19 protein-coding genes and 2 pseudogenes are annotated in these 21725 nt (G+C 70.0%); 8 read left to right on the top strand and 13 right to left on the bottom strand.

From position 1 onward, the window contains the following. Positions 1-268 precede the first annotated feature (268 nt). Positions 269-1363, bottom strand: a complete 1095-nt coding sequence (locus tag NP777_RS38090) for an integrase core domain-containing protein (RefSeq protein ID WP_256654750.1) — start codon at positions 1361-1363, stop codon at positions 269-271. 286 nt (positions 1364-1649) lie between these two features. Here NP777_RS38090 and NP777_RS38085 point away from each other — a divergent pair. Next, positions 1650-3217: pseudogene (locus tag NP777_RS38085) on the top strand (NRAMP family divalent metal transporter). Positions 3218-3243: 26 nt separating this feature from the next. Here NP777_RS38085 and NP777_RS38075 read toward each other — a convergent pair. The 6 genes from NP777_RS38075 to NP777_RS38050 all read right to left on the bottom strand — a co-directional run bounded on the left by NP777_RS38075 (position 3244) and on the right by NP777_RS38050 (position 8220). Next, on the bottom strand, positions 3244-3612 hold the full coding sequence (locus tag NP777_RS38075) for a hypothetical protein (RefSeq protein ID WP_256654747.1): 369 nt from the start codon (positions 3610-3612) through the stop codon (positions 3244-3246). Continuing rightward, complete coding sequence (locus tag NP777_RS38070; protein WP_256654760.1) at positions 3609-4835, bottom strand: serine hydrolase domain-containing protein; 1227 nt, start codon at positions 4833-4835, stop codon at positions 3609-3611. The genes NP777_RS38075 and NP777_RS38070 overlap by 4 nt, the downstream gene beginning before the upstream one ends. 279 nt (positions 4836-5114) lie before the next feature. Continuing rightward, complete coding sequence (locus tag NP777_RS38065) at positions 5115-5786, bottom strand: response regulator (protein ID WP_256654746.1); 672 nt, start codon at positions 5784-5786, stop codon at positions 5115-5117. Then, positions 5773-6966 (bottom strand): sensor histidine kinase, encoded by a 1194-nt coding sequence (locus NP777_RS38060; RefSeq protein ID WP_308405338.1) that lies wholly within the window; start codon positions 6964-6966, stop codon positions 5773-5775. The genes NP777_RS38065 and NP777_RS38060 overlap by 14 nt, the downstream gene beginning before the upstream one ends. Before the next feature lie 19 nt (positions 6967-6985). Continuing rightward, on the bottom strand, positions 6986-7300 hold the full coding sequence (locus tag NP777_RS38055; RefSeq protein WP_256654744.1) for a TetR family transcriptional regulator C-terminal domain-containing protein: 315 nt from the start codon (positions 7298-7300) through the stop codon (positions 6986-6988). A 344-nt stretch (positions 7301-7644) separates the two neighbouring features. Beyond that, the gene (locus NP777_RS38050) at positions 7645-8220 is read right to left on the bottom strand and encodes a TetR/AcrR family transcriptional regulator (protein WP_256654743.1); all 576 of its coding nucleotides are present in this window, start codon (positions 8218-8220) and stop codon (positions 7645-7647) included. A 92-nt stretch (positions 8221-8312) separates the two neighbouring features. Here NP777_RS38050 and NP777_RS38045 point away from each other — a divergent pair, with 92 nt between their 5' ends. Then, positions 8313-9143: an oxidoreductase gene (locus NP777_RS38045; RefSeq protein WP_256654742.1), complete on the top strand. Its 831-nt coding sequence runs from the start codon at positions 8313-8315 to the stop codon at positions 9141-9143. A 634-nt stretch (positions 9144-9777) separates the two neighbouring features. Here the strand turns inward: NP777_RS38045 and NP777_RS38035 are convergent. Beyond that, positions 9778-9954: a hypothetical protein gene (locus NP777_RS38035; RefSeq protein WP_256654741.1), complete on the bottom strand. Its 177-nt coding sequence runs from the start codon at positions 9952-9954 to the stop codon at positions 9778-9780. Positions 9955-10757: 803 nt separating this feature from the next. Then, a complete protein-coding gene (locus NP777_RS38030) occupies positions 10758-11648 on the bottom strand; it encodes an alpha/beta fold hydrolase (protein WP_256654740.1) in 891 nt (296 codons plus the stop codon). Positions 11649-11896: 248 nt separating this feature from the next. On the opposite strand from NP777_RS38030, the gene NP777_RS38025 reads away from it, so the two are divergent. Continuing rightward, entirely contained in the window at positions 11897-12691 is a 795-nt protein-coding gene (locus NP777_RS38025) for a hypothetical protein (RefSeq protein WP_256654739.1), read from the top strand. Here NP777_RS38025 and NP777_RS38020 read toward each other — a convergent pair. Further along, the gene (locus NP777_RS38020; RefSeq protein WP_256654738.1) at positions 12644-13573 is read right to left on the bottom strand and encodes an alpha/beta hydrolase family protein; all 930 of its coding nucleotides are present in this window, start codon (positions 13571-13573) and stop codon (positions 12644-12646) included. The genes NP777_RS38025 and NP777_RS38020 overlap by 48 nt on opposite strands. A gap of 132 nt (positions 13574-13705) precedes the next feature. Between NP777_RS38020 and NP777_RS38015 the strand changes: the two genes are divergently transcribed. After that, on the top strand, positions 13706-14314 hold the full coding sequence (locus NP777_RS38015; RefSeq protein WP_256654737.1) for a TetR/AcrR family transcriptional regulator: 609 nt from the start codon (positions 13706-13708) through the stop codon (positions 14312-14314). A gap of 159 nt (positions 14315-14473) precedes the next feature. On the opposite strand, the pseudogene NP777_RS38010 reads toward NP777_RS38015, so the two are convergent. Both NP777_RS38010 and NP777_RS38005 read right to left on the bottom strand, forming a co-directional pair. Beyond that, positions 14474-14704: pseudogene (locus NP777_RS38010) on the bottom strand (oxidoreductase); the annotation flags it as partial. Positions 14705-14761: 57 nt separating this feature from the next. Beyond that, positions 14762-16219: an APC family permease gene (locus NP777_RS38005; protein WP_391858657.1), complete on the bottom strand. Its 1458-nt coding sequence runs from the start codon at positions 16217-16219 to the stop codon at positions 14762-14764. Between the two features lie 269 nt (positions 16220-16488). On the opposite strand from NP777_RS38005, the gene NP777_RS38000 reads away from it, so the two are divergent. Genes NP777_RS38000 through NP777_RS37985 form a run of 4 tightly spaced genes read left to right on the top strand, consistent with a single transcriptional unit; the run spans position 16489 to position 20079 of the window. Further along, entirely contained in the window at positions 16489-17280 is a 792-nt protein-coding gene (locus NP777_RS38000; protein ID WP_256654735.1) for a polysaccharide deacetylase family protein, read from the top strand. Then, entirely contained in the window at positions 17277-18089 is an 813-nt protein-coding gene (locus NP777_RS37995; protein WP_256654734.1) for an SDR family NAD(P)-dependent oxidoreductase, read from the top strand. Before NP777_RS38000 ends, NP777_RS37995 begins: the two co-directional genes overlap by 4 nt. Beyond that, entirely contained in the window at positions 18086-18847 is a 762-nt protein-coding gene (locus tag NP777_RS37990; RefSeq protein WP_256654733.1) for an SDR family NAD(P)-dependent oxidoreductase, read from the top strand. The genes NP777_RS37995 and NP777_RS37990 overlap by 4 nt, the downstream gene beginning before the upstream one ends. Then, complete coding sequence (locus NP777_RS37985) at positions 18844-20079, top strand: C45 family autoproteolytic acyltransferase/hydolase (protein WP_256654732.1); 1236 nt, start codon at positions 18844-18846, stop codon at positions 20077-20079. Before NP777_RS37990 ends, NP777_RS37985 begins: the two co-directional genes overlap by 4 nt. Here the strand turns inward: NP777_RS37985 and NP777_RS37980 are convergent. Next, the gene (locus NP777_RS37980; RefSeq protein ID WP_256654731.1) at positions 20052-21713 is read right to left on the bottom strand and encodes an ABC transporter substrate-binding protein; all 1662 of its coding nucleotides are present in this window, start codon (positions 21711-21713) and stop codon (positions 20052-20054) included. The two genes, NP777_RS37985 and NP777_RS37980, sit on opposite strands and share 28 nt — an antisense overlap. Between the last annotated feature and the right edge of the window lie 12 nt (positions 21714-21725).

The raw sequence follows: 21725 nt of genomic DNA, 5'->3' as shown, positions 1-21725 counted from the left end.
GTGGGGACCATTTGGGGACCACACGGTGTGCGCGGCCCCGCACAAATTGGGTGTTACCACACGCATTTCGCGTACGGAAAGCGCCGTAATTCCGGGGAATTCTGGGGGTCAAGGGGTCGCAGGTTCAAATCCTGTCGTCCCGACGGTGTCATTGCAGGTCGGAGGCCGTTTCCGCCGGAAGGCGGGGGCGGCCTTTTCGGTTGGTGGTCGTTGGGTGGTCGTAGATCGGTTCCGGGCACTGCGGGTGCCGATAAATCATCCACGCAGCTCAGGCGGCGTGCTGGTACTCGTGGAGGGTTCCGCTGAGTCGGTCTCGTCTGTGGACTTCCAGGTGGGCGAGTTGGGCTTGTTGGGTGATGGGTGTGGGTAGCGGGCGGCGCGGGGCGGCTTGCTTCAGAGCCCTGTGCGGGCGGTGCTCGTTGTAGAAGGATTCATACTCGCGCAGGGCGTGGAGAAGGTGGCTCTGGCTCCAGATCAAGGTCCGGTCCAGCAGCTCCCTGCGGCAGCTCTGTATCCAGCGTTCCATGAGGAAGTTCATCCGCGGCATCCGAATGCCGGTGGTGACGACCTTGAGACCGGCATCGGTCATCAGGGTGTCGAAGGCGGCTGTGAACTTGGAATCCCGGTCGCGGATCAGGAACTGTGCCCTGCTGCCCGCGTCCTCGAGGTCCATGAGGAGGTTGCGTCCGAGTTGCAGGATCCAGTCCGCGGTGGGGTGTGCGGCGACGCCGAGGATCCGGACGCGCCTGGTGGTGTGCTCGATGACGGCGAGGACGTACAGGCGTGCCCCGGTCAGCGTGCGGACTTCGAAGAGATCGCAAGCCAGTAGAGCTTTGGCCTGGCTGCGGAGAAAGTCTGCCCAGGTGGTGCTCTGCCGTTCGGGTGCGGGTGGGATGCCGTGCTCGCGGAGGATCTCCCAGACCGTGGAGGCGGCAACCTTGATACCCAGCGCTGCGAGTTCGCCATGGATCCGGCGATACCCCCACGAGGCATTCTCCCTGGCCAGGCGCAGGACCAGGGCGCGGATCGATCGGATCGTGCGTGGGCGTCCGCGTCGTCTGGGTACGCAGGTTGCGGCATGGCGCCGCCTGAGCAGGTCACGATGCCAGCGCAGGACCGTGTCGGGCCGGACCAGCAGCAGAAGGTGCTGCAGTCTGTCTTTGGGGAGGTGGTGGAGCAGGCCGGCGAGGGTGGCACGGTCTGTGTCGGTGAAGGTCGGCTTGCCGACCTGCTGGCGTTGCAGGACCAGCAGTTGGTGCCGGAGTACCAGGATCTCGACGTCCTTTTCTCTGTCGCTCATCGGCAGGAGACGTAGGAACGCCAGGGTGTTGGTCGCGGCGAGGTAGGCCAGACGCAGCAGCACGACAGATCATGATGCCGCCGGGGCCCCGCGCAGGTGAAGACCCTGGGGGTGAACGTCGAGGAGAACCAAAGATCCGTGATCAGTCTGCCGACCTGGGTGGATGATTTATCGGCACCCGCACCGTCCGGTGGAGCCCGGGGAAGCCCGCCCGGCGGAGCGGAAGCGTCCGCCGGCGCCACCAGGGCGTCCCGCCGAGCGCCCGGCGAAGAGGGCCGCTGCCCGTCCTGCGGCAGCGGCCCGTCCGAAGCGGCCCAGCGCCGTACCCGACGAGGCCCACCTCGGTGAGATCAAGGGCGCGTTCGGCCGCGTCCCCCGCGAGGGCGCCCAGGGGCGTCTGGGTTTCAAGGCCCGGCTGCTGACCCTGCTGGCGATCGTCGGGCCCGGCATCATCGTGATGGTCGGCGACAATGACGCGGGCGGGGTCGCCACCTACGCCCAGGCCGGCCAGAACTACGGCTACTCGCTGCTGTGGGTCCTGCTCCTGCTCATCCCCGTCCTGATCGTCAATCAGGAGATGGTGGTGCGGCTGGGAGCGGTCACCGGCGTCGGTCATGCGCGGCTGATCATGGAACGGTTCGGGCGCTTTTGGGGGTGGTTCAGTGTCGGCGACCTGTTCCTGCTGAATTTCCTGACCATCGTCACCGAGTTCATCGGCATCTCACTGGCCGCCGGGTATCTCGGTGTCTCGCAGTACGTCATTGTTCCGATCGCCGCCGTCGTACTGATCGGGGTGGCCGCCAGCGGTTCCTTCCGCCGCTGGGAACGGGCCATGTTCGTCTTCATCCTGGCCAGTCTGCTGCTCGTCCCGCTGACCTTGATGTCCCACCCCCGCTGGGGCCACGCGGCACACGACTTCGTCGTGCCCGGCATCCAGGGCGGCGCCACCAGCGAGGCCGTCCTGCTGATCATCGCGATCGTGGGCACCACCGTTGCCCCCTGGCAGCTGTTCTTACAGCAGTCCAACGTGATCGACAAGCGCATCACCCCGCGCTTCATCGGCTACGAGCGCGCCGACACCGTCATCGGCTCCGTTGTGGTCGTCGTGGGCGCCGCCGCACTGATCATGATCGCCGACTTCGCAGCCCGCGGCACCAGCATCCACGGCCGCTTCACCGACGCCGCCGGAGTCGCCGAAGCTCTTGGCCGCCATGACCCCTTGCTGGGCGTGCTCTTCGCCTTTGTCCTGCTGGTCGCCAGCATCATCGGAGTGACAGCGGTCACCCTGGCCACCAGCTACGCCTTCGGCGACGTGTTCAACCTGCGTCACTCCCTCCACCGGGGCTTCCGGGAAGCCAAGCAGTTCTACGCCTCCTACAGCCTGCTCGTCCTCGTCGCCGCCGCCATCGTCCTCCTTCCCGGTGCGCCGCTGGGACTGATCACCGAGGCCGTCCAGGCGCTCGCCGGGCTGCTGCTGCCCTCCGCGAGCGTGTTCCTGCTCCTGCTGTGCAACGACCCGCAAGTCCTCGGTCCCTGGGTCAACCCACGCTGGCTGAACGTGCTGGCCACCGTCATCATCGCCGTCCTGCTCACGCTCTCCGGGACACTGATGGCCACCACCCTCTTCCCCTCCGTCAACGTCACCCGGCTCACCCTCTGGCTCGGCATCGCCCTCGCCGCCGGGCTGGCCGGGTCCGCCGTCACACTGCGCATCGCCTGCCGCAGGATGCCGCCACCATCGGCGCCCCCGTGATGCCGCATGCCGAGAAACTGGCCTGGCGCATGCCGCCCCTGGCCCTCCTCAAGCCCGTGCAGTGGTCCGCCGGCACAAGGCTGGGCATGATGGCCCTGCGCGGCTACCTGGTACTCAGCGCTCTGCTCCTGCTCATCAAGGCGATCCGGCTCGGCGGCGCCTGACCCGGGGCGATGTCATGTGCTGAAGATCAGCCCCGGCTCCTGGCTGCGTCGACCAGCACTCGCACCACCTCGGCAGACAGGTCGAGGTGGCGGGCGATCCACGCACAGTCGTGCCCCTGGGTGGCGAACAGCCACGCCATGTACAGGCGGTTCAGGCTCGGGGCGTCCGGGCCGAGCAGCAGCGGGCGCACGGCCTCCATCGGGAATCCCCGCAGGACCTCGGAGGTGAACCATTCCTCACCCGGGTCGTCCGGTACGACCCTGCGGGCGCCTGGCTCGGCCTTCCGGTGGTGGTGCCACAGGACCGTGATGAGGACGAACGCCGCTGCCGCGGCACCCACCGCGCCGCCGGCGAAGGCGGAGACGGCGCGTCGGCTGGTGTCCGCGGCCGTCATCCGGCCGGGCTGTCCGAGGGCTGGGGCTTGCCGAGCATCTGGCAGGTGGCCGCTTCGACGAGGGCCTTGTTCGCGGTCGCGGCGACCTTGTCCTTGATGCCGAAGTTCGTGCTGCTGAAGACGGCGACGCTACGGGTGCCGGTGGCGTCGGTGTAGATCTCGCTGGAGTAGCCGGGCAGTCCGCCGGTGTGCCCCCAGACGGTGCCGCAGGCCGTGTCCACCTTCATCAGGCCGAGCCCATAGCCGCCGCCCTCCTCGGGCGCGTCCACGGTGGTCCGCATCTGCTTCATCTGGGCCTTCGGCAGCAGCTCGCCGGAGCTCAGCGCGGTGAGGAAGGTCTGCCAGTCGGCCGCGGTGGAGACCATGCCGCCTGCCGCCCAGGACCAGCTCGGGTCGATGGCGGAGGTGTCGACGTTGTCGTCGGGACGTTCGGGACCGGCGAACCCGACGCCGTCGGGCAGGTCCACGGTCCCGGAGAGGATCTTCTTCAGCCGCTCGGCGTTCGGCTCGTAGGCGGTCACGTGCTGCCGGCCGGTGTCCCAGTCGGCGTCCGTGACGAGGTACGAGTCCTTCATCTTGAGCGGCCCGGTGATCTTCTCCTTGATCAGCTCGGCCAGGCTGCTCCCGGTGGCCTTCTCCAGGATCAGGCCGAGGGCTTCATAATTGGCGTTGCTGTAGGAGTACGTCTCGCCGGGCTCGGCCGGCGGGTCCTGCTCGGGCGTGATGGCGAGCAGTTCCTCCGGCGTCCAGGTGCGCCTCTCCTGGCCCGTGAGAGAGGGCAGGAACTCCGGGGTCAGCAGGAAGTCGCCCAGACCGCTGGTGTGGTTCAGCAGCATCCGTACGGTGATGTCCTTGCCGCCCTCGACCACTCCGGGCAGCCACTTCTCAACCGTGTCATCGAGGCTGATCTTGTTCTCGGCGACCTGTTGCAGGACGAGGGTCGCGGTGACCGTCTTGGTGTTGGAGCCGACACGGAACTGGTCGCCGACGGCGAGGGTGTGGTCGTCCTTGGTCCAGGCGGCCTGCTCGGCGATCTCGACGGGCTTCCCGTTGCCGGAGTCGACCCGGACGATGACGCCGAGGGAGCCGGTGACCGCCGCCTGCTGCGCGAGGCGGGCCAGCCGCGCATCGGCCGCCGGGCTCGCCGCGCTCTGCCCGGCCGCCGGTTCGACCTCGTCCGAGCAGCTCACGAGCGCCGCGCCCACGCAGGTCGCCAGGGCCATGGTCAGTGCTCCCCGGCAGATCCGGTGACGGCGGGACAGGGTGTGTGCGGACATAGCGAGTTCCCTTCGGCGCGTGACAGTTGCTGTGTGCGTCGAGGGACCGGGCACTCACCTGATGAGCGGCCGTTCGGCGGGTCCCGCGCACAACATCCATTCAGTCAGTGACGCGCACCCGGTACATCGCTCCATGGTGGGCTTCCCACCGGCGTGGGGTCACTCCAAGGAATGACCCCACGGGGGTATGGCGCCCCGTCGGCCCGGTGGTCAATCGGAGGCGGGTCAGGACAGGGTGTTCCTGGCCAGTACCGCCGCCTGCGCCCTGCTCTGGCAGCCGGTCTTCGTGAGCACGCGGCTGACGTGCGTCTTGACCGTGTGCAGGCTCACCACGAGCCGGTCGGCGATCTCGGCGTTGCTCAGCCCGTCCCGGATCAGACGCAGTACGTCGACCTCCCGTTCGGTGAGGTCCCGCAGTCGGGCCAGCTCCTGGTCGCTGGGCTGTCGCCGGCCGCTGAGATGGCCCTCGATGATCCGCTGGGTCACCGCGGGGCTCAGCGCGCTGTGCCCGGCCGCCGCGGCACGCACGGCCCCGGTCAGCTCTTCGTACGAACTGTTCTTCAGCAGGAAGCCGGACGCCCCGGCCGCCAGCGCGTCGTCGACATATTCGTCCAAGTCGAACGTGGTCAGCATGAGTACTCGGCTGCGCCCCGGCCCGAGCAGTCCCCGGCGGCCCAGCTCGGCCAGCGCCCACAGGCCGTTGCGGCGTGGCATCCGGATGTCCATCAGCAGCACGTCCGGCCGCAGCCGCGCGCATACCTCGGCGGCTTCCTCACCGTCGTTCGCGGTGCCCGCCACGGTGATGTCCGCCTGGCTGTCCAGGATCGCGCTCAGACCGGCGCGGATGATCGGCTCGTCGTCCACGACGAGCACGCTGATCTGCTCAGGCATCCGCATGCTCCCACGGCATCGTGGCCGTGACGCGGAAGCCGCCGTCACGGGTCGGGCCCGCGGTGAGCTCGCCGTCCAGCGCGCTCACCCGTTCCTCCATGCTGACCAGGCCGAGCCCGATGCCCGCGCCGGCCGTGGCCTGCCGTACCGCGCGGCCGTTCACGACCTCGCACCGCAGCTCTCCGCCATTTCCGCCATTTCCGCCATCGACGGTCACTTGGACGGGCGCCCCGGGCGCGTGCCGACGGGCGTTTACCAGTGCCTCCTGCACGACGCGGTACACCGCCAGCTGCACCGGTTCCGGCACGGACTCCGGCGCGACGTCCATCGTCAGCTCGACCATTCCTCCCGCGGCACGGTGGCTGTCCAGCAACGCGTCCAGCTCGCCGAGGTCCGGTACGGGTTGGAGCGGGACGGCGTCCGCGGGGTCGCGCAGCATCCGCAGCAGGTCACGCAGCTCGCCGCTGCTCTGCCGGCCCGCCGCGGCCAGCCCGTCGACCTGGGCACGGGCCCAGTCGGGCAGCTCGCCGCCGCGGGCGCGCAGGGTCTCCGCGTGCACGACGAGCAGGGTCAGCGAGTGCGCGACCACGTCGTGCATCTCTCCGGCGATCCGTGTCCGTTCGCGTTGCGTGGCCTGCGCCGCCTCCAGGGCCTGTGCCCGGCGCGCGTCGGCCGCCCGGCGCTCGGCCGCGGCCAGCAGTTCCTGCCGGGTCCGCGCGGCGAACCCCATCGCCCACGCCAGCGGCATCGGGGCCAGCGCGGCGAGGACGTCCAGACCGCCCTGGAAGTCGCTGGAGTCGGTCGTCATCCGGTTCAGCCACAGACCGGCCACGCTCAGCACGGTGACGCCGAGGACCGCCGACACGGTCCGTCGCCAGCTCGTGCCGTGGTTGCCCAGGTTGTAGAGCAGCACCGCCAGCGGCAGGAAGACCAGCGGCGACAGCTTGGCTCCCGCGCCCGCACTGCCCACCAGCGCCGCCAGAAGGGCCGCGAAAACCACGACGAAGGCGGTGGCCGGCAGCCTTCGCCGCAGCAGCAGGGCCACCACGCCCACCGCCTCGTACACCGTGAGCGACGCCCAGGCCGGCCCGGAGGTGTCCACGTACGGCTGCGACAGCAGCGCCGGCAGAAACGTCAGTACGACCAGCCCGGCGTCGGCGCCCCACCGGGGCCACCTGCCGTCCATCACTCTCATCCGTCCGACACTATGACCTCGCACGCCGGTCTTCGTCACTCCAAAGAGCCACTCGCACGCCGGCCGGCCCAGCGGGGGCGGTCTCAGGGCGGTGTCGGTCCGCCTCGGTGACGACGCTTCGCATCAGCAGGTCGAAGTGCTCGCGAACGTGCTCGACCAGGTCGAACGTGGGGTCCATGAGCCACTGGGTCGTCAGACCGTCCGCGCAGGCAACCAGCGCGCGGCCCAGTGCGTCGGGGTCGACGTCGGCCCTGACCAGTCCCGCGTCGCGGGAGGCGTCCTCACCGCCCGCCTCCAGCAGCTGCTGACTGGTCCCGACGGGCACATCCCAGCACCGCTACAGCCGCTGCGGGACGCTCTCGCCCTGGCCGAGCGTCCCCGCGGCATCCCGCACTGGCTCACGCACAGCCCGGGGCCCGCGGCCAGATGTCTATCGTGCGGACCAGCGCCTCGGGCGCAGCCGCGCCATCGGGCCGCTCGCCGGCTTGCCGAGTCGCAGGCGTGGCACCAATGGGCAGGCCCCGGACGAAGTGGACGACCGCGATGTGGCTTTGTTCACGAGTTGCGACAGCGGATGACGCGACTTTGAACAGCGCCCTGGCGCGACCGTGTTCGATGTTCACGAGAAGCGGCAGCACCCGTCTGACCCGATGTCCGAGCCTCCCTGCGTCAGTTGCCTGCTTGCCGGGCCCGGGTGGTCAGCCCGGGCGTGACAAGGGCGAGCCAACGGGCGCGTGCCGCGGATGGCTGGTCGGTGGGCGCGGTGGAGAACAGCAGGTAGATGTCGCTGACGGTGACGTCGGGGTGGATGTCGCCGTCGGCCTGGCCGGCTCGGATGAGGGCGGCGACAGCGGTACCGGCGCGGTCCTCATCGCCGCGGTCGCCCGGTTCCGCGCCCAGGGTCTGGGCGGCGGCCTTGACCGCGCGGTCGGTCACGGACGCCTCGACGACGCGGCCGAGGAACGCGGTCAGCTCATCCACGGCATGGGCGCCGGCCTGGACACGGCTGAGCGCGGTCTCGGCGTCGTCGGCGACGCGGGCGACGTATGCGGCGACGGCCGCCACGACCAGGTCCGTCTTGGTGGGGAAGTGCCGGTACAGGGTTCCCACGGCCACGCCCGCTGCGGCAGCGATCTCGTCCATCCCCACCTCAGGGCCGTGCGCGGTGATCTGCTCTCCGGCGGCGGCGAGGATCTTTTTGCGGTTGCGGACCGCGTCGGCGCGCGGCGCCCTGGCTGGGGTCACGGGAGGTGCCTGCCTTTCCACTTGCATCAATGTGAACCAAGGTTCAGTATAGATGGTGAACCATGGTTCATCTTATTCGTGAGGACTCCGCCATGCCTGCCAAGACCGCCCTCGTCACCGGTGCCTCCTCCGGCATCGGCGAGGCCACCGCCGTCAAGCTCCACGAGCTCGGCTACACCGTCTACGGGGCCGCCCGCCGCACCGACCGGCTGCAGGAGCTGGCTGACCGCGGCATCCGGCCGCTGGCGATGGACGTCACCGACGACGACTCCATGCGCGCCGGCATCGAGCAGATCACCGCCGAGACCGGCCGCATCGACGTGCTGGTCAACAACGCCGGATACGGCTCCTACGGCGCCCTCGAAGACGTCCCCCTTGACGAGGCCCGCTACCAGTTCGAGGTCAACGTCTTCGGCGCGATCCGCCTGACCCAGCTCGTTCTGCCCTGCATGCGCGCCCAGCGATCCGGCACCGTCGTCAACGTCACCTCGATGGGCGGCAAGATCTACACTCCGCTCGGTGGCTGGTACCACGGCACCAAGTTCGCACTGGAAGCCCTCAGTGACTGTCTGCGGCTGGAGGCCAAGGCCTTCGGCGTCGGCGTCGTCGTGATCGAACCCGGCGGCATCGCCACCGAGTGGGGCGGTATTGCCGCCGACAAGCTGGAGAAGTCCTCCGCCAACGGCGCCTATGCCCCGCAGGCCGCCGCTGTGGCCGCCTCCCTGCGTTCCGAGGCCAACACCAAGCGCAACTCCCCGCCCAGCGTCATCGCCGACGCCATCGGCAAAGCCGTCACCGCCCGCCGCTCCAAGACCCGCCACGCCACCGGCTTCGGCGCTCGCCCTCTCATCGCCCTGCGCCGCATCATGCCCGACCGCGCCTTCGACGCCGTCATCTCCCGTGCCGTCGGCATGCCCCGCTGAACTGTCCGGGAGGCGCTCGCGACACGCTGGGCGCTGTCGAATCCTGTGAACTGTTCGATTCGCAGTGACCGCTCAGGTGCCTCCCGAACCCCCTGCCAACGCTGTCGCAACTCATGGCTCTGGTCCATTTCTTGTGGTGCGTTCACGCTCGGTGATGTGGCTGAGACTGCGTCGGCTCGATTGACGCTGAGATCTATGCTCGGCCGCCTGATCGAGACTGAGCGGCTGCTCCTGCGACCTCTTCGTGTGTCTGACCTCGACTTCGATCCGGGCTCTTGGACGGTGTCGCGGAGCCAGATGACGATCGCGGTAACGGTCAGGATGCCGTTGAAGATGTAGTCGCGTTTGCCGTACCGGGCGGCCACGGCGCGGAACTGCTTCCACTTGTTCACGCACCGCTCGACCGCGTTGCGGCGACGGTACTGGGCCTTGTCGAAGGCCGGGGGTCGACCGCCGGAGCGTCCGTGGCGCTTGCGGTGGGCCTACTGGCCGTCGGGCTGCGCGATGGTGGCCTTCATGCGCCCCGTCGCAGGTAGTCGCGGTTGTCGCGGCTGGAGTACGCCTTGTCGCCGCGCACCCGGTCCGGTCGGCTGCGCGGACGGCCCGGGTGCGCGGTCCTGGATGCATAAGCCGTTCAGCACCCGGGGCGAATATCGGTCAGCGTCGCATCGAGTTCGGCGCCCTGCTCGGCCGCGAGCACCTCGGCGAAGAACTGCGCCCGCCGGGCGCCGCGCAGCGCCTCGGAAATACCGCCGATGGTGCGCGGGACCCTCGGTTCCGGCTGGTACGGGTGGACTGGTTGTGCGGTCACCCTCATACTTCCCTTCGTGCCATGCGTCTGACGGGGCCCGGACCAGGTACGCGAAATCGAAGATCTCCGAGCTGCTGCGCGGCGCCGGCTGTACCCGCGGTGGGAGATCACGCACAGCGTCCTTCCGCGCCCACCAGGGCGGCGCCGCCGCATGAGCCTGACGGCCGTCCTGGACCACACCGCGCTGACCGGCCCTATACCGGGCAGACTCTTTCTTCACCGGCCTGTATATCGAAGCCTCACGCGGCACGGGCCGCGTCCTGATCCCATCGCTTTCGGTTCTGGCTGCCGAGCGACAGCTGTCCGGGGCCGGGGCACATGCCGCGGCCCTGCGCTTCGCGGAGGCCGTCCCCTTCACCACCGGTCATGCCGCTGAAGCGACGGCCTGGCCGGGTCTGGACTGGCCCGTGACACACCCCGCGGCGATCGCCTGGCAGGCGGCCAAAGCGGGCGAGCCGGTCATAGTCCTCTCCCTCGAACCCGAGCTCTATGCGGGAAGCGGCATCACCCCGTTGAACCCCACCTGAGACATCGCGGCCGGACTGCTCGTGACATCTCGCCGTGTTCCCCGTCGGCGGGGCGCACCCATGCGCGCACCCGGTAGCACTCCCCGTTCGGTTAACGCTGTCGGACGACCAGGTTGAGCGCCTGGCGGCTCTCCTCGAACAGGATGCTCAGGAGCTCGCCGCGCTCGACAAGAAGTAGTCGAACTCTGCCATCAGAGGGTGGTCCCGAGGGCGTTGGCGCGGTTCGCGTACTCGCAGCGGGCCTTACGCTGTGCCGCGACCACGGACGTCGCCGTGTCAGCCCTGCGCACTCACCATCTTCTCGATCTCCTTGAGCACGAGGGCGGGCCGGTCCTTCGGAACGTCGTGCGAGCTTCGCTTCGCGGTGATCAGGGTCCGGTCCGGCCCCTGGCGCACGAACGTCGCGGCGGCGTCCCGCCAGCGCTGGGCGTCCTCGGGCGATCCGTCGAACGGGGTCTTCTCCGACACGATGACGGTCGTGGGGACGGTGTCGGGCCACGAGATGTGGTGGTACGCCTTGTGCATCGGGGTGTAGCTCTCCGCCGTGGAGATCAGCTGCCTGTTCTGCGGCTTGGAAGGATCCTTCTTGGCGGCGTCGACCGCGGGCTGGTTGGCGGCGACGATGCGGGCGATCTCCTCGTCCGTGTACAGCGGGGGCAGGCTCGCGTCGACCAGCACGGAGCCGGACACCAGCCCGGGGTTCTCCTTGGTGAGGTAGGTGGCGATCTCACCTGCCTGCGAGTGGGACACGAGGATCACATCCTTGGTCACCCCGAGCTTGTGCAGACCCGTCTTGAGGTCACTGACGGCGCTCTCCACCTGCCACGGCCCGGCGACCGTCTCGCTGTGGCCCAGGCCGGCCCGGTCATAGGTGATGATCTTGGCGCCGGTGGCCGTGCGGACCTTGGGGACGATGTCCTTCCAGTAGGAGGAGTCCTCGCCGCCGCCGGCGTCCAGGACGATGACGGGACCGCTCCCGTCGGTGACGTGAAAGGCGAGGCGGTGACCGTCGTTCTCGACCATGTGCAGCTCCGTCTTCGCCGCCCCGCGCGCCCCGGGGGCCGCGGAGGTGGAAGCCGAGGAGGTCGAGGCGGGCGCAGGGGATCCCTCGTCGCCGCAAGCCGTGACGACACCGGCGGTGACCGCCAGCAGGGCGATGCCGGACATCGCGCGGTGTATATGTCGGCCGGGAAGGCGAAGACGTGCCATGAGTGACCCCTGGGAAACGATGCTGCGACTGTGTTCGGACAAGCAGAATTCTTCGTCCTTCACCGGACTGGAGGACATCCGGCAACCCGCCGATCAGTGGTACCAGTGAGGCCACCGGGAACGGTGGGGTTAACCCCCGGCAACCGTGAAAGCGGTGCCAGGCACTCGGTCGCAGCCCCTGCCGTGGTGGCGGCCCAGGACAGCCGATGTCCGACGGGCTGACGCCGCTGAACTTCGCCGACCCATGGATACGGCGGGCGTTCGAGGTCGTACCGGGGCACCAGTTCATACCCGACACGGTGTGGATGGTGGTCGATGGCATGTATCAGCCGGTCCGCCTGGAAGAGGTTCCTGTCCTATGGGCCGTCCCTGACGGCCGAGAGGCCCGGCCAGCGCGGTGGTCAGTCGGCGGCCGAGTGCTGGTTCACGGTCGGGTGAGCGTGGTCGACGGCCGTGTCTTTGATCGTCTCGTGGTTCCACGACAGGCGGTGGCCAATGACCATCGCCGCCCGCGCGGTGGCCGACGACGTCTGCTCGTCGAGGACGTCCTCGAGGAATCCCGCCACCGCGCAGGGTGTACCCCTGACACGCCGTACGGTCACCCCCTGGTCGAGCGCGGCCCGCTCGGCGGACTCCAGGTCCGCCGAGCGGAGGAAGCCGGTGACCTTGCCCAGCACGTTGAGGGTGACCGGCAGTTCCGGGGCCGGGGTCTCTTCCTGCTCGATGGCGGCGTGGTCGGGCAGGAGGTCGGCGACGGCCGTGCGGATGGCGCCGCGGCTGACGCCGTGGACGCGGGCGAGGTCGGCGATCGAGCGGCCCTCCAGGTAGGCGGTGCGGACCGTGTCGGTCTTCGCCGCCGGGACGGCTGGGCGGTGCCCGCCCTCGATGCCCTTGGCTTCGGCAGTGTGTCGGCCATCGTGGGTGAGCTCGCGCTGGAGCTCGTCGGCGACCGGTCACTTCGAGTCGATCTTCCCCAGCGGTTCGCCGGCCTCGGCCAGTGACCGTCGGGCGGTGGGCCAGGCGTCGTCGTCGAGGCCGAGCGCGGTGCGCAGGTACGCGAGGGTCGTCTGCTGGACGACCGCGACACGCTCGGGGCTTTCGTCGGTGGTCCGCGTGTCGTGGGATCCCTGGATGCCGCCGAGTCCGTGTTCCGCGCCGAACAGGGTCAGCAGATCGGTGACACCCGGGCCCAGACGGTAGCCGTCGGTGAACCAGTCCGGACCACGCACCGTCAGCGGGGACTGGTCCGCGTCGCCCGCGACCACGAGGCTCGGAGTCTTCAGCTCGGCGAAATCAGGGCTCATGAACGGGAAGTACTGGACGGCCAGCGGGCTCAGGTCGGCGCCGCCGGTACCGGGCAGGCACAGCAGCACCGCCGCCCTCACCCGCGAATCGGCCATGCTCTCACCGGGCGTGCCGTCAGCGTCGGCCACCTGTGCGCCCGCAAGGGTGCTGGCGGTCTGTGCGCCCCAGGAGTGTCCGGCGACCGCGATGCGGTCTGGGTCGATACGGCCGGCCAGCCCGGGTACGCCGGCTTCGACGGCGTCGAGCTGGTCCAGGATGCCGGTCAGATCGTCGGTGCGGATGCGCCAGATGAGCGGGGCACGGGGGTCGTCGGGGGGCAGGCCCAGTGAGTCGAGGTGAGTGGGCTGGATGACGACGAACCCATGGGCGGCCCAGAAGTCGACCAGCGGTGCGTAGTCGTCCATGCCCAGACTCATGCCGTGCGAGAAGATCACGACGGGCAGGTGGTGACCGGTTGTCGGCGCGGTGACCCGTACCCGCAGGTCCTCGCCGCGGTCCGGGGCGGACAGCGTGATCGGCCGGACGGAGGCGACCGGGACGGTGGAATCGCTGCCGCCGGCAGGTGTGGTGCTGGTCATGGGATGGCGCCTTTCAGGGGACATCGAGTGGCTCGAAGCGCGCGGCATCTGCGAAGATGACAAATATGGAGCGCTGCTCCGATTCACAGCGTACGGAGCGTTGCTCCGTTTTACAAGCGGAGGCCCTCCCCGATGCCCACACCCCCGACCGACCCGTCCCCCGCCGACCGCAAGCGAGCCGACGTCCGCCGCAACGAACAGGCCCTGCTGGACGCCGCGGCCGCCGTGTTCGTACGTGCCGGCGTCCACGCCCCCGTGCGGGAGATCGCCGCCGAGTCAGGACTCGGCATGGGCACCATCTACCGCCACTTCCCCACCCGGGCGGATCTGGTGGTCGCCGTCTTCAAACACCAGGTCGACGCCCTCGCCACCACACCCACGGACCCCGCCACCGACTCGCCGTACCAGGCCCTGCGCACGTGGGTGCATCGATTCGCCGACTTCCTGGTCACCAAGCACGGCCTCGCCGAAGCCATGCGCTCCGACCAGGCCGGCTTCGAGACCCTGCACAACGAGTTCGTCGAACGCCTCCTGCCCGTCCTCGACCGGCTGCTGACGGCATCCGCCGCGGCGGGCTCGACACGCCCCGACGTCCGCGCGTACGACCTCATGCTCGCCATCGGCAACCTGTGCATCGGAGTCGAAGCGTTCCCCGACTACCACGCCCGCCAGATGATCGACCTACTGCTCGCCGGCCTTACCCGCACCGACCCGACCACGCAAGAACACGAAGAACACTGAGCACACCCGCTCCGTTGGCGCGAGATTGCCTGGCCGACGAGGGCCTCATACTCGGCCTGTGGGTGTCGAAACCGGTGTCACCCTATGCGACCTGCGTGTATTCGTGGATGAGGCCGCCGAGTCGATCGCGTCGAAGGACGCGAGTGTGGTCGGTGGCGGTAGGTCGTAGGGGGTGATACGGCCCTCGGGCATCACCGCTGTGGCCTCGGTGAGGATCAGCCCGGCCCCGCCGGCGGCGCGGGATGCGAGGTGCGCAAAGTGCCAGTCGTCCGGTGCGCCGGTCCCGGGACCCTCGGGTGCCGCGCTGTACTGGCACATCGCCGCCATCCAGATCCGGTTGGGGACGGTGAGGGAACGCAGCATGAGGGAGTGGAACAGGCTGTTGCTCATGTGCGTGCGGCTTTCCGTTCCAGGAAGGGGACCTACCGGGTCACGTGACGTACGGGATCAGGCGAGTGGGCCCGTGCGGTCCACGCGCGGGGCGTCCTCGGCGGGAAGGCCGGCGCCCGTGCTGCCGAGAGTGCGGGCGCCGGCCTCCGCGTCCGGCTTTCGGTCGGTTTCGCTCTCGTCCATGCGCAGTTCCGGCGGCTTGCGGGTGAAGCACCGGGTGATCACGGTCAACAGGACGAGACCCGCCGCCATCCAGATCAGGCCCACCTTGAACGTCACACCTGTCAGGCTGGTCCACAGCCAGACCGTGGTGAGGAAGCCGAGTGCCGGCAGCAGTCCGTCCAGGAGCCAGGACAGCAGCGTGATGCGGCCGCGACGGTACAGGTAGTGCTTGATCACGCTGAGGTTGACCATGGAGAACGCGGCCAGGGCGCCGAAGTTGACCATGACCACCGCGTTGTCCAGGCTCAGCACCGCCGACAGCACGGCCACCGTCGACACCACGACCAGCGGCCCGACGGGGGTGCGGAAACGCCGGTGCAGCTTGCCGAACGGGCGGCGCGGCAGCACACCGTCACGTCCCATGGAGAAGATGATCCGGGCGACGCTGGCCTGCGAGACCATCGCCGACCCGAAGCAGTTCAGCACGTAGATGAAGGTGAACGCGGTGCCCAGGGCAGCGCCGCCGACCGACCTCATCAACTCGGTACCCGCGGCGTCGGGATCGGCGCCGCCGCCCGGCCGCACCAGCTCGCCGAGCCAGGCCACCAGCACGAACAGCAGACCGCCGATCACCGTGGTCAGCAGGATTCCCAAGGGCACGGTCCGCCGGGGATTGTGGGCCTCTTCGGCGAGCGTTGACACGGCGTCGAAGCCCAGGAAGCCGAGCGCGAGGATCGCGGCGCCTCCGGTGAGCAGCGTCCACTGGCCCGCTCCCGGCACAAAGGAGTCAAACATCTGGCCGGGAGAGGCGTGCGTCTTCGTGCCGGCCAGGAGGATGAAGAGGAACAGCAGGACGGCTGTGGCTCCCATGATGACCGCGGTGACCCGGCTCAGGAATTTCACGCCGAGGATGTTGAAGACCAGGACAACGAGGAGAAGTCCGATACTCCACACCTGCTGGGGAATCGCCGGGAACTGCGCGTGCAGATAGATCCCGGCGAGCAGGAAGGAAATCATCGGCAGGAAAAGGTAGTCCAGCATCAGGGCCCAGCCGGTGAGGAATCCGACGTGCCCGCCGAAGGCCCGTTGCGCGTATTTGTAGGCCGATCCCGCCTCGGGGAAGGCACGCACCATACGGCCGTAGCTGTGTGCGGTCAGCATCATGACCGCCAGGGCCAGCACATAGGCTGCCGGAAGGTGGCCGCGGGTCTGCTCGTCGACGATCCCGTAGGTGGTGAAGACCGCAACCGGGGACATGTAGGTCAGGCCGAACAGGACGATCGCGGGAAGCCTCAGAACTCTTGTGAGCTGTGCCTGATGAGGCTGCTGATTCGTGGGTGGGGACACCGGCATGGTCGCTCTCCGTCGCCGTTGCTTCAGCGGGGGTTCATGGGGATGCCCGTAGGGTGGCAAATCCCGTGCCGGGGCCATATACGTATCTTTACGTACGCCTCCTTCCGGAGTTTCCCTCCGGGCCGTGCACCGGATGGCCCGCGGCCACCGGTACGTAAAATTACGGAGTTCCCGCAACCGGTCCGGGCACTAGTGTCCTCCTCGAATCTGCACATGGTTCATGCAGAGCGAGAGGATTTCTTATGTGGCCGTCTGGCAGCAGCGCCGCGATGGCACTGACCGTCGATTTCGATGCAGAGGAACTCTGGCTCGCCGAGGACCCGGCCAACGCGGCCCGGCCCGGAGTGCTGTCCCAGGCGCGCTACGGCGTGGAACGCGCGATCCCGGATATTCTCGACATGCTGTCCCGCCTGGACGTGCCGGCGACCTTCTTCGTCTGCGGAGGTGACGCGGAACGTCACCCGCACACCGTGGAGACCATCGTCGCACGGGGCCACGAACTGGGACACCACGGGTTCACGCACCGCTCCCCGCACCTGATGAGCCGCGACGAGGAGGCCGACGAACTGGGCCGAGGCCTGGACGTGCTGCGCCGCTTCGTTCCCCGGGTCCGCGGCTACCGGTCCCCTTCCTGGGAAACCAGCCCGAACACCCTGGACCTGCTGGTCGAACAGGGTATGGACTTCACCTCCCAGCTGATGGATGCGACCGTGCCCTACCGGCACCCGGCGCATGACATTGTCGAACTGCCGGTGCACTGGATCCTCGACGACGCCCCTCACTTCTGGTTCGACACCTCCGGCTGGGACCGGACGATCCGCTCCGCCCGGGAGGTCGCCGAGCTGTGGCAGGAGGAGTGCGACGCCGTCCACGACGAGGGCGGACTCGCCGTTCTGACCGTCCACCCGCAGATCATCGGCCGGCCCGGAAGGCTGCGCATGCTGGAACGCTTCCTGGCGGCGCGGCGCGCCGACGGCGGGATCTGGTTCGCGCGCGGCGCCGAGATCGCCGACCGCGTGCGCGCCGCAGCCCCGGCCCGGCCCCCGGCGGCGACCTCATGACCGATGACGACGTCACGATCGCCGGGGCAGCCCCGGGGCACCCGCGCGGCCGGACCGTCGTGGTCACCGGCGCCGCGCGCGGTATCGGCCACGCCACCGCCTGCCGGCTGGTCGCCGAGGGGTGGCGGGTCGTCCTCGCCGACCTCGGCCCCGACGTGCTGGACGCGGCCCATGCCCTCGACCCCTCCGGTCAGTACGCCACCGGGGTCGTCGCCGACGTCTCCCGCACTCAGGACGCCCAGCGGCTGGCCGCCGTCGCCGCCTCGGCCTACGACGGCGCCGGCGCCCTGGTTGCCAATGCGGCCGTCGGCGGACCCGAGACCGCTCTGCTCGACATCACCGACGCCGAGATCAGGCGGGTCCTCGACATCAACTTCTTCGGCGTCCTGAACTGCGTCCGCGCTCTTCGGGCTCAGCTGGAACGTGGACCGCGTCCCGGCCGGATCGTCGTCCTGGCTTCGCTGTTCGCCCAGGTCGCCACCCCGGGCGCCGGCGCCTACAGCGCCTCCAAGGCCGCCTCGCACTCCCTGATGCGCACTCTCTCCGTCGAGATGGCCCCGCGCTGCACGGTCAACGCCGTCGCTCCCGGCTACATCATGACCGCGATGCACCGCGAGGAGATCGACAACCGGGCCCGCCGCAATGGACGCACCTTCGACGAGGAACGCGCCGCCCTGGCGGCCACCGTCCCCCTCGGCCGGCACGGCACCGGTGAGGACGTCGCCGACGCGATCCACTACCTGCTCGACCGGGCCGACTACATCACCGGCCATACCGTCAACGTCAACGGAGGCGTGTACACCTCATGACCGACACCCACGCCGCCGCTCCGCCGCCTCCCCGGCGGCTGGTGGTCACCGGCTGCGGATCGGGGATCGGCCGGGCCACCGCGCTGCTCGCCGCCCGCACCGGCTGGTCCGTCGTCGGCCTCGACGTGACCGGACCCGAACAGCCCGCCACCCGGAACGGCGTGCGCAGCATCCGCTGCGACGTCGGCGACGAGACGTCGGTCGCGGCCGCGTTCGCCACCGCCGACGAGCTGTGGGAGGGCGCGGCGCCCACTGCCGTCGTGCACTGCGCGGGCGTCTACCGCGTCAAGCCCGCTGTGTACACCACCGCCGCCGACTGGGACGCCGTGCTCGCCCTCAACGCGCGAGGCTCCCTGCTCGTCGCCGCCGCCGGCGGCCGCCGAATGACCGCCGCCCCCGGACCGGGCAGCGTGGTGCTGCTGTCGAGCATCGGCGCGGTGCGCGGCGAGGTGGGCGAGCCGAGCGCCGCCTACAGCGCCAGCAAGGGAGCCGTCGTCTCCCTCGCCCGGCAGCTCGCGGTCGAATGGGGCCCCGACGAGGTCCGCTGCAACGCTGTTCTGCCCGGAGTCATCGACACCCCCATGACGACCGTCACCCAGGACCCGGACGCCTTCCGTGAGGTCGTGCGCCGCATCCCCGCCGGACGCACCGGGACCGCCGAGGAGGTGGCGCGCCTGTGCCTCTTCCTGGCCTCGGACGCTGCCTCCTTCGTCAACGGAGCAGCCATCCCTGTGGACGGGGGCCAGAGCGCCGCATGAACACGCCACCGACCGACACACCGGCCGCGTCCCCGCTCCCCCCGACCGTCCGCGTCCACGGCGGCCCTGCCGAGCGAGGACGGCAGTACGGGAGCCAGGCAACCGGACGGGTGCAGCGCTCGCTCGCCCAATATGAACGCGTGTACGCCACCTTCGCCGGTCTCACCTGGCAGGAAGCGGCCGACCTCGCCGAACGGTTCGTCCCCGTGATCCACGCCTTCGACCCCCGGCTGCTGGAGGAGATCCAGGGCGTCGCCGACGGCGCGGGCGCCGGGTTCGCCGACATCCTGGCGCTCAACCTGCGCACCGAGATCCTCTTCTCCGGCAAGGCCCGCGCCCTCGCGGCCGGCGCCACTGGCCCCGGCCCTGGTCTGCCGGGGCGCGGCGAGTGCACCTCGTTCTGCGACCTGCGCGGTCCACGCACCCTGGCCGGCCAGAACTGGGACTGGATCCCCTTCGCCCACGACACCGTCATCGTCCTGGAGGCGGCGCCCGGCACCGGCCCGCGCTGGGTTTCGGTGGTCGAGGCGGGCCTGCTGGCCAAGTTCGGCGTTAACGCGGCCGGCCTGACCGTCCTCACCAACGCGCTGGTCACCTCGCTCGACCGGGGCGAGCCCGGCATGCCGTACCACCTGCTGCTGCGCGCCCTGCTGGACGCCGGATCCGTCACCGAGGGCGAGGAACTGCTGCGCGCCGCCCCCCGGGCCTCCTCGGCCAACTACCTGCTGGTCCAGGCGGGTCAGGGCACCGATGTCGAGGCCAGGCCGGGCGGACCGGAAGCGATCGGCGTACGGCACGTGGGGCCGGGCGGGCTCCTCGTCCACGCCAACCACTTCGACGATCTTCCCCCGGTCGGCGCCCGCGACCACGGCCCCCGGGTGATGCCGGACACCCTGTTCCGCCAGGAGCGGGCGCTGGCGCTGGCCGACGCGACCCCCGAGCCGTCAGTGGCCGGCTGGCACCGGATCCTCGCCGACCACGCCGGACACCCGGACTCCCTGTGCTGCCACCCGAACCCGCGCGACGCCGAACTGGGCCGGGGCTCCACGGTGGCCAGCGTGATCGTGGAACCCGAGGACGCTGTCCTGCACCTCGCCCTCGGTCGCCCCTGCTCCACGCCCCGACGGGTCGTGGACTGCCGTGACTTCTTCGCCGGCGCAGCGGACCGGGTGCTCGTCCCGGGCGTGGCCGCGGCCACGCCCGCTCAGGCAGACATCGGAACCACATGCTGATGGCTGCCCGACATCCGGTAGGTGAGGGTCGGCTGCGCCAGGCCGAGATGGGTTGAGTCGTAGGGGTAACCGGCCGCGAACTGCCCGGGAGAGGCGAACAGGTACGTCCCGTTCACGCCCCGGTACGCCTCCGACCGCAGGTAGTCACCGGTCACCGCAGGACGCAGCGACCCGGTCACGGACACCGCCGTGTGCAGCATCCGTACCTGGTCGTAGGCGGCGCTGGCCTGGGTCCATCCCGGCGGAACGCCGAACTGACGGGTATACGCCTCGGCGAACCTCCGGCCGAGCGCGTCGTCGGATCGTCCGGTCACCGTGGACCAGGTCAGCCCGCCGCCGCCGGGCTCCAGATGCCGGGCGAACCCGGCCAGCGACGGGGTGTAGATGTGGTATGACTCCTGCCCCGGACGGGCCCTGGTGAGGGCGTTCTGCAGCCGGGCGGCGGCCTCCGGGGACACGTGCGACACCACCACCAGGTCCGCCCCGTCCCCCAGCGCCTCCGCCGCCACAGCGTCGGTGTCCCGCACCGACAATCCGACCCGAGCGACCGCGGTGACCGCCCAGCCCACCTCGCTCACCTGCGCGGTGAAGCCGGCGCCGGTGATCGAGCAGCCGTAACCGTCCAGCTCGATCACCGCCAGCCGCCCCCGCCCGCCGCGCCCCGCCGGGTGCGCACGCAGATACGCGATCAGCGCAGCCTGGTAGGCGTTCTCCGACGGGCAGCTCTGGAAGACGTTCCGGTAGCGCGCCGGCGACGACCGGACCATGTCCACACTGTGCGTCCAGGAGTTGGTATGCAGGAAGATCCGCCCGTAGTCCGCCGCGAAGTCGAACACTTCCGGGTTGAACGCGCTGGCGTAGCTGCTGGTGATCGCGTCGACGTCCTGCTCGACCAGCACCGCAAGCCCCGCGCGTACGGACTCCTGCGACAGGGGGTCGACGGCCACCACCACGTGCTCCACCGGCCGGCCCCGCTCGCAGGCCAGCGCATTGATGTCCCGCACCGCGAGCGACGCGCCGCGGATGGTCTCCTCACCGTCGGCTGCGAACGGGCCGCCGAGCGCGATGGTGCCCACCCGTAGCGGACGTCGGCCTCCGCTCACCCGGCGCAGCCCCCAGGGGAACGACGGCTCGCCGGCGACCAGCTTCTCCAGGTCCAGCACTCTGATGCCGGACCCGCGGTCCACTCCGCCGGGCAGCGGCAACCGCACCAGCTCACGGTCGACGGCCATCGCGCCGAGCCCGGCCCGGGACTCCTGCCCGGTCTTCCTCAACAGCCGCTCCACCTGCGTGGTCACCGTCCGCACGCTGGTGCCGAGCCGACTGGAAATCTCCCGGTTGGACAACCCCAGCGCGATCAGCGACACCACGTCCACCTCCCGGGCCGTCAGCCCGGCCGGCGGACCGTCCAGCGCGAGGAGGGTGACCGTGGCGGCCGGCGACCCCGCGGCCCCCGGCCCGCGCCGGATCCGGCAGCGCGCCCACCGCCCGGCGCCGTGCCACAGGAAGGAGACCGACTCCAGATCCGACCGCTCGAAGGCCGCGATGCGGCGGAGCAGCTCAGGGTCGTGGACGGCGGAACCGGTGGGTTCGCCGACCGGGCCGGCCGCAAGCTCCCAGGTTCCCTCGGCCACCGGCCGGGATCC

It is taken from the genome of Streptomyces rugosispiralis (assembly GCF_024505145.1).
In the GTDB taxonomy this organism is placed as follows: Bacteria; Actinomycetota; Actinomycetes; order Streptomycetales; family Streptomycetaceae; genus Streptomyces; species Streptomyces rugosispiralis.
Note: the sequence above shows the minus strand (reverse complement) of the source record. Positions and strands in the feature narration are given on the sequence as shown.

Bases quoted from the DNA above. Each gene is read 5' to 3' on its own strand.
- NP777_RS38045 (WP_256654742.1), top strand. From the start codon at position 8,313: ATGCCTGCCAAGACCGCCCTCGTCACCGGTGCCTCCTCCGGCATCGGC.
- NP777_RS38060 (WP_308405338.1), bottom strand. From the start codon at position 6,966: ATGGACGGCAGGTGGCCCCGGTGGGGCGCCGACGCCGGGCTGGTCGTA.
- NP777_RS38030 (WP_256654740.1), bottom strand. From the start codon at position 11,648: ATGTCCGGCATCGCCCTGCTGGCGGTCACCGCCGGTGTCGTCACGGCT.
- NP777_RS38015 (WP_256654737.1), top strand. From the start codon at position 13,706: ATGCCCACACCCCCGACCGACCCGTCCCCCGCCGACCGCAAGCGAGCC.
- NP777_RS38000 (WP_256654735.1), top strand. From the start codon at position 16,489: ATGGCACTGACCGTCGATTTCGATGCAGAGGAACTCTGGCTCGCCGAG.
- NP777_RS37990 (WP_256654733.1), top strand. From the start codon at position 18,086: ATGACCGACACCCACGCCGCCGCTCCGCCGCCTCCCCGGCGGCTGGTG.
- NP777_RS38075 (WP_256654747.1), bottom strand. From the start codon at position 3,612: ATGACGGCCGCGGACACCAGCCGACGCGCCGTCTCCGCCTTCGCCGGC.
- NP777_RS37985 (WP_256654732.1), top strand. From the start codon at position 18,844: ATGAACACGCCACCGACCGACACACCGGCCGCGTCCCCGCTCCCCCCG.
- NP777_RS38020 (WP_256654738.1), bottom strand. From the start codon at position 13,573: ATGACCAGCACCACACCTGCCGGCGGCAGCGATTCCACCGTCCCGGTC.
- NP777_RS37995 (WP_256654734.1), top strand. From the start codon at position 17,277: ATGACCGATGACGACGTCACGATCGCCGGGGCAGCCCCGGGGCACCCG.
- NP777_RS38070 (WP_256654760.1), bottom strand. From the start codon at position 4,835: ATGGCCCTGGCGACCTGCGTGGGCGCGGCGCTCGTGAGCTGCTCGGAC.
- NP777_RS38025 (WP_256654739.1), top strand. From the start codon at position 11,897: ATGTCCGACGGGCTGACGCCGCTGAACTTCGCCGACCCATGGATACGG.
- NP777_RS38005 (WP_391858657.1), bottom strand. From the start codon at position 16,219: ATGCCGGTGTCCCCACCCACGAATCAGCAGCCTCATCAGGCACAGCTC.
- NP777_RS38065 (WP_256654746.1), bottom strand. From the start codon at position 5,786: ATGCGGATGCCTGAGCAGATCAGCGTGCTCGTCGTGGACGACGAGCCG.